Raw genomic sequence first — 12,707 nt, 5'->3', positions numbered from 1 at the left:
TGAGGAATATATGTCTGAAATGACCCCCCGTGAGATTGTCCACGAGCTGGATGCACACATTATTGGCCAACAAAAAGCCAAACGTTCTGTTGCTGTCGCCCTGCGTAACCGCTGGCGCCGGATGCAATTGGATGCTGATTTCCGTCAAGAAGTTACCCCAAAAAATATTTTAATGATTGGCCCAACTGGCGTAGGTAAGACTGAAATTGCCCGCCGTTTAGCTAAGTTAGCTAACGCGCCATTTATTAAAGTCGAAGCGACTAAATACACCGAAGTCGGTTATGTCGGTAAAGAAGTCGAGCAAATCATCCGCGATTTAACCGATATCGCCATCAAGCTTACCCGCGAACAGCAAATGGGTAAGTGTCGCCAACTTGCAGAAGAACACGCCGAAGAACGTATCCTCGATGCGCTGTTGCCTAAGCCAAAAAATGACTGGGAAAGTGCAGAAACCGACTCAAGCTCAAATACCCGCCAAGTGTTTCGTAAAAAACTCCGCGAAGGTCAATTAGACGATAAAGAAATTGATATTGATGTTGCCCAGCCGCAAATTGGGGTCGAAATCATGTCGCCTCCAGGCATGGAAGAAATGACTAATCAGCTGCAAAGCCTGTTTAAAAATATGGGCCAAGCCCCTGCTAAACGCCGCAAGATGAAAATCAAAGAAGCCTTTAAGTTACTCATAGAGGAAGAAGCGGCGAAGCTGGTTAACCAAGAAGATTTAAAAGAGCAAGCCATTGAGATGGTTGAGCAAAACGGTATCGTTTTTATCGACGAAATCGATAAAATCTGTAAACGCGGCGAAACCTCAGGCCCAGACGTTTCCCGTGAAGGTGTGCAACGTGATTTACTGCCACTGATTGAAGGCTGCACGGTAACCACTAAGCACGGCATGGTGAAAACCGACCATATTTTGTTTATCGCCTCTGGTGCATTCCAGATGTCTAAACCGTCAGATTTAATTCCTGAGTTACAGGGTCGTTTACCCATACGTGTTGAGTTAGATGCGTTATCAGCCAATGATTTTAAACGTATTCTTACAGAACCCCATGCATCACTGACCGAGCAATATGTCGCGTTAATGGGCACTGAGGGCGTGAAAATCGAGTTCACCGAATCGGGTATCGACAGCATTGCCAAAGCCGCATGGCAAGTGAATGAGCGCACTGAAAATATTGGTGCTCGCCGTTTACACACTGTGATGGAAAAACTGATGGAAGACATCTCTTACGATGCATCGGAAAAATCAGGCTCTGCTTTTGTTATCGACGCCGACTATGTTAGCGCTCATTTAGATAACTTAGTCCAAGATGAAGATCTCAGCCGCTTTATCCTTTAAGCGGTAAGACTGGTAAAACTTGAACTTAGGTAAAAGTTTAGTATGCCATTAATACCAAACTCCCCACCTAATGGCAAAACTGTGATCACGGCTAAGGCATACTCTTTGTATCCTTAGCCGTTAATGGTTACAGTAATCAGGCATTCGTTATCTTATTTCTAGCACTTTCTGGTAGCCAACCTATGACCACAGCAACGCCCAATGTCACCGATCTAAAACTGAAACGTAAATCGCGCATTCTAGAAGTCAGTTTCGACAATGGTGAGCAACATCAACTCAGCTGCGAGATGCTCAGAGTCTACTCGCCCTCGGCTGAAGTACATGGTCACGGCAATCCAAAGCTGGTCACCCGCAAGAAAAACGTCAACATCAGTGCCATAGAACCCGTCGGCAACTACGCAGTGAAAATCGTCTTTGATGATGGCCACGACACCGGTTTATTCTCGTGGAAAGTGCTCTACGATCTCGCCACCCATCAAGTGGATCTATGGGAAAAATACCTTGCCCGCCTACGTGCCGAAAAAGCCTCACGCGAACCGCTGATTGCGATGAATATAAAGTACAACTAATACGTTAGATAAGTGGACGCCTAATTGTGTAATTAACACAATTGGTGACTTGCTAAATATAAGTGGCACTACAGCTAACAGTAATTTTCAATTTATTAATCTAATCATTAAGCACAGCGTTAACTTAAAAATGTAATATTATTTAACGTCTTAAAGTCGTGGGGAAGCCCCACGACTTAGATTTTCTTTTAAAAAAAAGCTTCAACCTTGGATTGCTCAGCCATGAGATAACAACACTCATGAGTGAAAACTCGAACTACGCTAGCCCCCAAACCCTGCGGCACCTAAGCAAACCGCCACACTTATGGTCTATGTAGCTCAAAACGCAAATCTTCAGAGATCCCATAGTACGCCGATGGACCGCCGGCACGTAATATTGGCTCGGCGAGTGCAGTTTGATAAATCCCCTCGCTGCTGAGTAAGTGCTTGGCAATATGCACGGCCACCACTTCACCTAGCACTAACCAAGTATCAATATTATCGCCATTGGCGGCAGTTAACTGGATACATTGGGACAGCCTACATTCAAAATTCACTGGGCTTTCAGCCACTAAATCGGCCTTAACAATCGTGCCTGCTTTAGCATTGAGTCCGGCAAAGCTGAACTCATCTTGGCCGTGTGCCAATGTAGCTGAGGTTTGGTTCATCTGCTCAGCGAGACTGCGGGTGGCGAGGTTCCACACAAACTCCCCTGTTTCAACAATATTGGCGACACTATCTTTCCAACCTATGCTGGCAAAACCAATAATCGGCGGTTTGTAATTAAAACAATTGAAAAAACTATAAGGCGCAAGATTGCGTTGTCCCTGAGCATTACGCGATGAAATCCAGCCAATAGGCCGTGGGCCTATAATGGCATTTAAAGGATCGTGCGCCAGACCATGACCTTTACTCGGCTGGTAAAAATAGCGGTTATCTGCAGTCATACTTCACCCTTTTATTATTACCACAACCATACTTGAGCGATTAAAACCGCCATCACTGGCATTCTGTTATAGCCAGCTATATTACTTAATTTAGGTTAGTGCGCCAAACAGTATAACGTCAGTAAACCGAGCTTATTAGCTTGAATACATGATAGATTTTAAATTTAGGCGACTCTTCTGCTAAAGTAATGCCCATTAGAGGGTGAGATATCATTGCCTGCGAGGTAATGTAATAGTGAATCAAAGGAGTAATGAATGGCTGCAATACAAGGTATATGGAAACAGCTGTTACTGGTGACAGTGCTACTGGTCGCGGGGTGTGCCAGCGTAGCGCAAGTCGACTTTGATCGCCTTTTTGGCACTAGCTCACCGCAAAAACGCCTCGAAAATGCCGAGCTAAATCAAAACTTTATTACACAAGCCGAGTTTGTGCAAAAAGAGGTTGAGCCGGTTCTCAACAGCCGCTGCGTGGTTTGCCATGCCTGTTATGACGCCCCTTGCCAGCTCAAAATGACCTCAAGCGAAGGTATAGAACGCGGCGCAAGTAAAGAAAAGGTTTATCAAGGTTCTCGCCTTGTGGCAGCTACACCTAACCGACTATTTGTCGATGCCTTTACTACCGAAACTTGGCGCCAACATGGTTTTTACCCCGTACTAAACGAGCGCAACCAAACCCCAGAGGCTAATACCCAAGCTTCGGTACTGGCCAGAATGCTCACACTTAAACAAATGCATCCACTACCCGAAGACAAGATTTTAGATAAGCGTTTTGATTTCAGCCTAGACAGAGTTCAGCAGTGTGCCAACCTAGAAGAAATGGACCAATATCAGCAAAGCCAACCGTATGCCGGTATGCCCTATGGCTTGCCAGCGCTGAATGCTAATGAACACCAAGTGCTGATGCACTGGCTCGAACAAGGCGCACCACTGCCATTTTCGCCATCGCTAAGCCCTGAATTTACAACTGAAATCACCCAATGGGAGACTTTCTTAAACGGCGATAGTTTAAAAAGCCAATTAAGCGCCCGTTATATCTATGAGCATTTATTTGCCTTTCATTTATATTTTGAGTCTTTGACAGAGCCAAGCGCACAACCGCTATTTTTCGAGCTAGTGCGATCCAGTACACCACCAGGGCAAGCCCTTGATATTATTGCCTCCAGGCGCCCATTTGACGATCCTAAGGTGCAGCGCGTCTATTATCGTTTTCGGCCTTATCGAGCCACCATTGTCGATAAAACCCATATTCCCTACACCTTAAACGCCAGCTTACTGAATAACTGGCAACAATGGTTTATCGATGCCGATTATCAAGTGACTGCACTACCAAGCTATGCGCCAAGTGTCGCGGCTAACCCATTCGAGGCCTTTATTCAACTGCCAGCTGGGGCGCGCTATCGATTTATGTTAACCCGTGCCCAAGACACCATTATGGGCTTTATTAAAGGCCCGGTGTGTCGTGGTCAGGTCGCGCTCAATGTGATTAACGATAGATTTTGGGTGTACTTTGTTACACCTGATTATATCGACGGCGCCGATGTCATCGCATTTCAACAATCACAGCTAGAAAATCTACGTATGCCAGCTGAGGAAGAAAGCTCTGCAATGGCAGTCACTTGGGTCAAATATGCCGCCAAGCAAGGCAGATATCTTCGAGCACGTAATCAATTTTTAAATAACAAATTAAAAAATGGCCAACACCTTACAATTGACAGTATCTGGGATGGAGACGGTAATAATGACAATGCTAGCCTCACGGTATTACGTCACTTTGATAATGCGACTGTCGTTAAAGGTTTAGTGGGCGAGACGCCCAAAACCGCTTGGATCATTGATTATGCTTTGTTAGAGCGTATCCATTATTTACTGGTAGCAGGATTTGATGTTTATGGTAACTATGGCCACCAGCTGCTCACTCGCCTGTATATGGATTTTTTGCGCATGGAGGGAGAGTCAAACTTCTTAACCTTACTGCCACAAGAAGAAAGACGTAAACAATTAAGTGATTGGTATCAAGGCTCTGGCACTCAACTTTCGGCGTTTATCACAGGCGATATCAACACCTTTAATCAACCCACTGGCGTGCTCTACTATAGCGATGACCTAAAAGGCGAGTTGTATCAAAAGCTTAGGGGGAAAGTCGCTAAGGTTCAGCCACATAAATACGAGTTAGAAAACAACCAGTTACAGGCCAATAGTAAAGCATTACTGCAGGCACTAAGCCGAATAAAGGGCACACAAGCGACCTTATTACCTGAGTTGACTATGATCATGGTCGAGCCAGAAAACGCAGGTAAAGCCGAGGTTTTCAGCTTAGTTCGCAATAGTGCTCATCGTAATATTTCGAGTCTTTTTAATGAGGCGAATAATCGCGAACCCGCGAAGGATGATGTCACCTTAGTGTATGGTTTATTAGGCAGTTATCCAGAGGCATTTTGGCTGGTGAAAGAGCAGGACTTAGCCAAAGTTGTCGCGACAGTAGAGCAAATGCAAACCGAAAAGGACTACGAGGCGTTGCTCGATTTTGTCGGTATTCGCCGCACTAATCCTCAATTTTGGGCCTTTAGCGACAAACTCAATCAAGTATTTTTTGATAGCCACCCAATAACGAGTGGCTGGTTGGATTATAACCGCCTAGAAAATCGCTAATAATCTTATTAAGTAAAAAAAGGGGAACGCTAGCGTTCCCCTTTTTTTAAATCAACCGAGTAAACTTACCAAATCTTAACCCGATCTTCTGGGGCTAAATACAGCTTATCACCTGGCTTAACATCAAATGCGCGATACCAAGCATCTAAGTTACGCACGGTCAGTGCGCGGTACATGCCGGGCGCATGGCCATCGGTAGCAACGCGAGCACGCAGCGCTTCATCGCGCATTTTAGTGGCCCAAGTTTGTGCAAAGCCAATAAAGAAGCGTTGATCGCCACTAAAGCCTTCAATCACAGGCGCGTCTGCCCCTTTAAGTGAAGCATGGTAAGCATCATAAGCCGCAGCTAAACCTGCCACATCGGCAATGTTTTCACCTAAGGTGAGCTTGCCATTCACATGCAAATCAGAGAATGGAGCATAGGCATCAAACTGCTGGGCTAACGCATCGCCTTGTTTAGCAAACTGGGCAAAGTCAGCGGGAGTCCACCAATTACGCATAGCGCCAGTTGAGTCAAACGCTGCACCATTGTTGTCAAAACTGTGGCTGATTTCATGGCCAATCACAGCGCCTATTGCGCCATAGTTGTAAGCCGCATCGGCCTTAGCATCAAAAAATGGCGGCTGCAAAATACCCGCTGGGAAGTTAAGCGCATTTTGCACCGGCAAGTTCACTGCATTCACCACTTGCGGGGTCATCCACCACTCGCCTTTATCCATTGGCTTACCAATTTTGGCTAACTGATGGACATATTCGACTTTTTCGCCGTTAACGGCATTGGCGTAGGCATTGGTTGCAGAAACTGCGTAGCTGTCGTAGTTGCGCCATTTGTCGGGATAACCGACGCCCACTGCGATAGTCGCTACTTTCGCTAAGGCCTCTTTTTTAGTGGAAGGGTCCATCCAATCTAATTTTTCAACTCGCTGACCAAAAGCTGCCACTATGTTATCCACCATAGTGCTCACTTCTGCCTTGGCGGATGCTGGGAAATATTGCTCAACATAGGCATGACCTACGGCATCCCCTAAGTATTGGTCAAGGGCGCTTAGGGCGAGTTTGTCGCGGCTTCGCTGCTCTGGCGTGCCAGAAAGCTTAGTGCCATTAAAGGCAAATGCAGCTTGATCAATATTTGATGGCAACACATCGGCATGGCTATTAATGTGATGAAACACCAACCAATCTTTCCATGCATTTAGCGGCTCTGAAGCCACTAATGCAGAAAGGCCGCTGATTGCAGTGGCATGGTAAGCGGCAAATTTTGGTTGATTACCCAACTGCGCGGCATCCCAAAAAGCAGCCCAATCTATGCCCGGCGCTTTAGTATCAAAGTCAGCGCGGCTCCACACGCCCGAAGATTTAGCAAAATCTTCACTTTCTTCACGGCTAGCATGGGCGGCGGCAATCTTGTGTTCAAGGGCAAAAATCCGATTGGCGCGGGCTGCAGCATCACTCACACCTGCGTCTTTAAGGAGTGTTTCAATATAGGCACGATAAGCAGTGCGAATCTCAGCCATTTTAGGATCGGCGGATAGGTAATATTCGCGCTCAGGTAAGCCTAAACCGCCCTGTAAAATATAGGGTAATACTTCGCCCGGTGTGGCGAGTCCTTGGGTTACAAAAATCCCGAACAGGTTTTCGGTAGAAAAGTCGGTCGCATTAAGTGGATCAACATCGGCGCGTAAATTTGCGCCTAATATCGCAGATAAATCTTGTTTGCTGCTAATGGCCTCAAAACGGGCAATATCGGCCTCGGCAGGTTTCATTCCTGCGGCGTCAATCGCGGCGGTATCGATGTAAGCCTTGTAGAAATCTGCGATACGCGCCTCGTCGCTGCCCGCGGCGTGCTGAGCGTTAACCAGCTTAGCAATCAGGCTGGTATTATGTTTTTCGGTCGCTTCAAAGGCCACCAGAAAAGCACCCGTGCTAGAACGATCGGCCGGGATCGCCATCGTTTTCATCCACTCGCCATTGGCGTAAGCATAAAAATCATCCCCAGGTTTTACGCTTGGCATCATGGCTGCCAAATTAATACCGATAGGCATTTGAGTCGCAACGGCTTGGCTTTTAGGCGCAGTATCACTGGTTTTTGCAGTATTTTCTTGGCTGCTATCATTGCAAGCTGTGAGCCCTGTCAGTACTGATGTAGACAGTAACAGCACGGGAATAAGACGATCAGACATGAATAACTCCTCTGTTTTATTATTATATTTTGGTCGTGGCAACAACACGTTAATTTAACTGTACGGCTAGTTTCTTTAGCTCAGCGCTCGTCACCCTTTTGGCTAAGCTCAATCACTTACCCCAATGGCTTGGCAGTGTAACTGGCTGTGGCCGCAGATGTAAAATAAAGCCACTTTTTATGATAAAAAATTAATATAAAATATCGATTTTTACCTAATCTAGCCGTTTAAAAAGGCACGCTAGCATGACCAGAAATAAATCGATGAAGACGAAAAAGCCGACGTGATGCCGGCTTAATATTATTTATAGCTGGGTTACAGCTTAATTTGTGAGTACTGAGCCCATGCAACCACTTGTCCCATTTGAGGAATGATCCACACCGCGGTTTGCTCATTTTGATAGATACGATAATAAAATAAGTCTTCATCGCGGATATCGTGTTTACGGATTTCACGATAAAACTGCATCGCAGAAGCGCTAACTTCATCCGGCTTTGTCAGCTCTTTTTGCTGCACCTTAACGTGGAATACATCTACTTTAAGGTTACTGATTTCAGTTTGATACTGTTCAAACTCGCCGCGGATGGTGTATTTAATCGGTGTCGTTAAGCAATCTTGGTCTGTGATACATGAGGTCGAATAAAACTTACCCTTATTTTTGCCCTCGTACACTAGAGACATACTAAGATCGTTACGCACTAACAGCTCGCCCGCAACAGGGAAATAAATATCCGCATGGTAATTATGCTCAAGCAGTTCACCCATGGCAGTATCATCGGTGGGCAACACAATACGATTGTAACGAATGCGTTGCTCCATTTGCTGACTGAGCGGAATAAACTCGGCCATATTCAAACCTGCCGGTTTTGCATCTAATGCGGTGATATTAATGATACCGCTACCATTACAGGCATCGGCATCTAACTCAGGGCAAATTGCCATCGAATAATTATGCCCATCCGTTGCCACAAAGGCACTGAAATGCTTAATACTGTCAACAAGATTACCTTCAGGCGCTAAATGTTTTTGCCACAATGACGGGTGCAAATGTTCCTCATCACCAATGTAGAACATTTGCGCGGTTCCAACAGTGCCACCGATATTGAGACTGATAAATTTATCGGCATGCCACTTAACCAAATGTTTAACCATGGCATGGCGGTCACTCACATACCAGACGATCGCCAAGATAACGCACAGTAAGGCAATGCCCGCAAATTTAGTCCAAGCAGATACCCCAACAATGGCATCACGGATAGCATCAGCATCGTTTATTGCTAACATTTTTACATGGGATTGTTCTGAAACATGCAGTTGATAACCACGGCGGGCGATGGTTTTTAACTGCACTTCGGTATAGGGTTCTAACTTTTTACGCAGGGTACTAATGCACTGAGTTAACGATGTTGGCGCAACAACGCGATCAGGCCAGCCAGCCTCTAAAAGCGCTTCTTTGGTAAAAATCGCATTGGGGGATGACAACAATAAGGCCAACACCGCCGCTTCAGAAAAAGTCAAACTGATGGATGTACCATGCACTTGATCGACTAATTGCTTAGCCTGTTCATCTAAAAATAAATAAGCAGTAATTTTATGCATGTTAAGCGCCCGATAAATCAGTAAAAACTGATAAGGTATGATTGTACTAACCGCTGACAACCATATTAGGACAACGTATTTATCCATAAGCTAGAGTGACAAAGCATCACCAAGCTAATAGGGTTTATGTTACGTTTTAACAACATAAAATACTGTGACTGCATACTCAGTTTAGTTATTGTTTAATAAGCGCTAATTCCACCTAATGTAGCAGGTGCTAATTAAATTTCTTGCTGTTTAAAGACCCAATGACAGCAAAAGAGTAAGCCGATAATCCAGCCAGCAAATAAACAATACATTAAGGGTAATCCAAGGCCTGTTTGCGCTATTAGCGTAAGGCTACTTTTCGCAACGAGCGTATCTGCGGGATTAGCAATCAAATTTAAGGCGCGAAATAAATCGGTAGGATTGAATAAAATCACTATGTTAAATAACTCGCGATTAAGTATGTCGGCCATCGCGACTAATACAGTAAGTAATACCAGATCATATATTAGCGCCAGTACAAACCATAAAATAAGTAATATTCCTAATGCCTTAGCTTTTTCTCGCACACACAAACTGACCCAATAGCCTAATAAAATAAAGACTAATGAGAGTAAAATACTGCTGAGGATTAAATGAGTAAATCCGCTGACTATGGTTAACTGAACCTTAGCATCACCTAATAAAATCAGCATTAGCCCTGTCACGCCAAAGCCTAAAATACAGGCAATCGCCATCACGCAACCATGGCCTAAAAACTTACCACACAGCAGATGCCAGCGCGCTAAAGGATAGGTCAACAATAACAGTAAAGTACCGGCCTCTTTCTCCCCCACAAAGCTGTCATAACTTAACAGAATCGCACCTAACGGAAGAATAAACACCGATAACGTGACTAATCCAGAGAGGGTTTGTGCAGGCTCAAACATGGTTAAGCTGCCAGATATAGCGCTGCCCATAAAACTCACGCTCAATGAAAGCAGTAGCAATATTGCCGTCATCATCCATAACCAACGGTTACGCAGGTTATCCTTAAATTCTTTCGCGGCGATAGTGCTAATAATGCTCAGGCCGCTTAAATGGCTTTCTCCCGATAAAACGTCGGTTTGACTCATGTCATCGACTCCCGCTTAAGGTCACTCGTCATATTCACCGCTTGAAAGGCCGTAGGGGATAAAATAGGCGCTGGAGCATCGCAAACGCTGCCCATAATACTTTCCATATAGTGATGAAATATATCCTGCAAGCTCGGCGGCTCTACAGAAAAGTCCACTAGCTTCATTTTTTGTAATAAATGATGTAATACCGCGGCTTTTTGGCTGGGCGCTATGGTCAGCTTTAAGCCCTGCTGCGAAGATGTGTTCACACATGCACTTAAAATAGGCTCGCTTAGCACCTCTTGCTTCTGTGTTTGGGATAACGAGTGTAAAAAAATTTGGCTGGGTAACTCAGTTGCCGCCCTAAGAGAGGCTAAGCTTCCGCCAGCAAGCATGCGGCCTTGACCTAAGATCAAGGCTCTTTCCATTTGATCTTGCACTAATCCTAACTCATGGGTGCTAATGATAATGGCGCAGCCTTGGGCTTTAAGTTGCGCGATTTTTTGATATAAAAATGCCGACGCTAAGGGATCTAAACCCACGGTTGGCTCATCGAGTAATAATATTTTGGGGTTGGCTAATATCGCCTGTGCGAGCCCAAGGCGCTGACGCATTCCCTTTGAAAAGGTATTTAAACGCTGATTTTTAGCGGCCTCTAAACCAAACTCGGCAAGTAATGTATTGGCTTTTGCAGGGGCGATGCCCTTAAGTTTTGCGAAATACTGCAGCAGTTCCAAAGCGGTCATGTTGTCATAAAAGCTTACATTTTCAGGTAAGTAACCTAAAGATAAACGCTGCTGTGCATTCATGGCTCCTACATTGTGGCCTTGCACAAAAATCTGGCCGCTGGTGGGGGCAATAAGCCCTAAAATCAATTTAAGTAACGTAGATTTACCTGCGCCATTATGCCCAATGAGGGCGATGACTTCGCCTTTTAACACATCAAAACTCACATCTTGCAGTGCCTTAAATTGGTTATAAGACTTAACGACATTAATGGCTTTAACGGCAATGTCGCTATGCAAGATAGCTTTACTCGCAGAGTGTGTAACCGCTTGATGATTCATCGCGAAACTCCATCAACTTGCGCAGGCTCGCCCCAACGCATTAAGGGGAAGCTGTCACTAATACCACTTGTTGCTTGGGGCTGAAATTGTCGCTCGACCCAACGTAGTAGCAACACTACCGGACTTTCCATTAATAATTTTGCCTCTGGATAAAGCCAAAATAGTTTATCTAAACTGTCGTTAGGCCGATGCACAAGATCGCCAATCCCATTGGAATCTAAATCCCAGCCTTGATATTGCGACCAATAGTTACCCTGCCCCTGATAACTCCACTCCAGTTGTGCGTCGCCCACGTATTTTACTTGGGTTTGATTTGCCACAATACGATTACGCCACAGACGATTTTTCTCACCGCCCATCGACATACTGATCCCCGTATCGCTATGACTAAACTCATTATCTTCAATGCGATTATTTTGCGCTGCGTAGATAAAAATACCTTTGCCCTCATTACCTAATTCCACGGTTCCCTTAGGGTTATGAATATTGCTAACGCTGTTAGCTTGTACATGGCAGGACTCAGTGATATTGAGCAAAATGCCAAAGTCACGCGCCTGAGTTACGCGATTATGGTGCAGATAAATATCGGTTGAGCTCATTAAGGCATAACCTCCATCAACGGCAATGGCTTGGTTTTGCCACGCTTCGTCAGTTTGGGTATACATGTAATGGATACCATATTGCAGCTTGGTAAATTGATTTTCAGAAATGCGGCTGTGGTTAACAGACTCCAGATACACGCCATCACGGACAAAAATAAGCTGGTTATTATGAATTTGCGGAGCAGTAACATGCTTAAGGTAAATACCATCGCCCCTATCCAATACATAAATAGCGCCATTACCACTAATACTGTTAGCAAGGATTTCGGGCGCATTTATGTGTTCGCCATAAATACCAAAACCATCACCCTCGAGGCGATTGGCGGTGATCAGCACGTTATCCGCCCCTTGCTGTAGCAAGATCCCCGCATCACGATAATAGAGATCTCGCCCCCAATGACGGATATTGAGCCCTTCAATAGTCACCTTGGCAGCTTCAACAATTAACGCACTACCTTGGCGCTGTGCATCTAAAGTAGCGCCAGCTTCACCTTTTAAATGAATAGATTGCGTCACACTAAATGAGCCGTTGTATACCGCTGTCGCCAGTACAATAGTGTCACCATCTTGAGCCTTACCGAGCGCCAGCGTCAGTGAATCAGTATCTGTCACCCGAGTGAGCGCTGCCCAGCTACTACAAGAGGCAAAGCACAACAGCCCAATAAAGAGTCGATGCAGCTTCATCTTTATAGCC

Annotated in this window: 9 protein-coding genes; 3 read left to right on the top strand and 6 right to left on the bottom strand. The window is 45.2% G+C overall.

What is annotated here, in order from left to right:
* Positions 1–10: 10 nt before the first annotated feature.
* Positions 11–1,339, top strand: coding sequence for an ATP-dependent protease ATPase subunit HslU (gene hslU / locus C9I43_RS18625; RefSeq protein WP_107885137.1), 1,329 nt, complete (start codon positions 11–13; stop codon positions 1,337–1,339).
* Between the two features lie 182 nt (positions 1,340–1,521).
* Positions 1,522–1,908, top strand: coding sequence for a gamma-butyrobetaine hydroxylase family protein (locus C9I43_RS18620; protein ID WP_076499339.1), 387 nt, complete (start codon positions 1,522–1,524; stop codon positions 1,906–1,908).
* Positions 1,909–2,210: 302 nt separating this feature from the next.
* On the opposite strand, the gene C9I43_RS18615 is transcribed toward C9I43_RS18620, so the two are convergent.
* A complete protein-coding gene (locus tag C9I43_RS18615; RefSeq protein WP_076499342.1) occupies positions 2,211–2,834 on the bottom strand; it encodes a flavin reductase family protein in 624 nt (207 codons plus the stop codon).
* Positions 2,835–3,089: 255 nt separating this feature from the next.
* Here C9I43_RS18615 and C9I43_RS18610 point away from each other — a divergent pair, with 255 nt between their 5' ends.
* Positions 3,090–5,483 (top strand): fatty acid cis/trans isomerase, encoded by a 2,394-nt coding sequence (locus C9I43_RS18610; protein WP_107885135.1) that lies wholly within the window; start codon positions 3,090–3,092, stop codon positions 5,481–5,483.
* 65 nt (positions 5,484–5,548) lie between these two features.
* On the opposite strand, the gene C9I43_RS18605 is transcribed toward C9I43_RS18610, so the two are convergent.
* From C9I43_RS18605 to nosD, 5 genes are all read right to left on the bottom strand, one after another.
* Entirely contained in the window at positions 5,549–7,663 is a 2,115-nt protein-coding gene (locus tag C9I43_RS18605) for a M13 family metallopeptidase (RefSeq protein ID WP_107885133.1), read from the bottom strand.
* Positions 7,664–7,978: 315 nt separating this feature from the next.
* Complete coding sequence (locus C9I43_RS18600) at positions 7,979–9,262, bottom strand: winged helix-turn-helix domain-containing protein (protein ID WP_107885131.1); 1,284 nt, start codon at positions 9,260–9,262, stop codon at positions 7,979–7,981.
* Between the two features lie 221 nt (positions 9,263–9,483).
* The gene (locus tag C9I43_RS18595) at positions 9,484–10,362 is read right to left on the bottom strand and encodes an ABC transporter permease subunit (RefSeq protein WP_107885128.1); all 879 of its coding nucleotides are present in this window, start codon (positions 10,360–10,362) and stop codon (positions 9,484–9,486) included.
* Positions 10,359–11,411 (bottom strand): ABC transporter ATP-binding protein, encoded by a 1,053-nt coding sequence (locus tag C9I43_RS18590; RefSeq protein WP_107885126.1) that lies wholly within the window; start codon positions 11,409–11,411, stop codon positions 10,359–10,361. The genes C9I43_RS18595 and C9I43_RS18590 overlap by 4 nt, the downstream gene beginning before the upstream one ends.
* A complete protein-coding gene (gene nosD, locus C9I43_RS18585) occupies positions 11,408–12,697 on the bottom strand; it encodes a nitrous oxide reductase family maturation protein NosD (protein WP_107885124.1) in 1,290 nt (429 codons plus the stop codon). Before nosD ends, C9I43_RS18590 begins: the two co-directional genes overlap by 4 nt.
* Positions 12,698–12,707 lie beyond the last annotated feature (10 nt).

The sequence above is a fragment of the Shewanella morhuae genome, from assembly GCF_003028295.1.
In the GTDB taxonomy this organism is placed as follows: domain Bacteria; phylum Pseudomonadota; class Gammaproteobacteria; order Enterobacterales; family Shewanellaceae; genus Shewanella; species Shewanella morhuae.
Note: the sequence above shows the minus strand (reverse complement) of the source record. Positions and strands in the feature narration are given on the sequence as shown.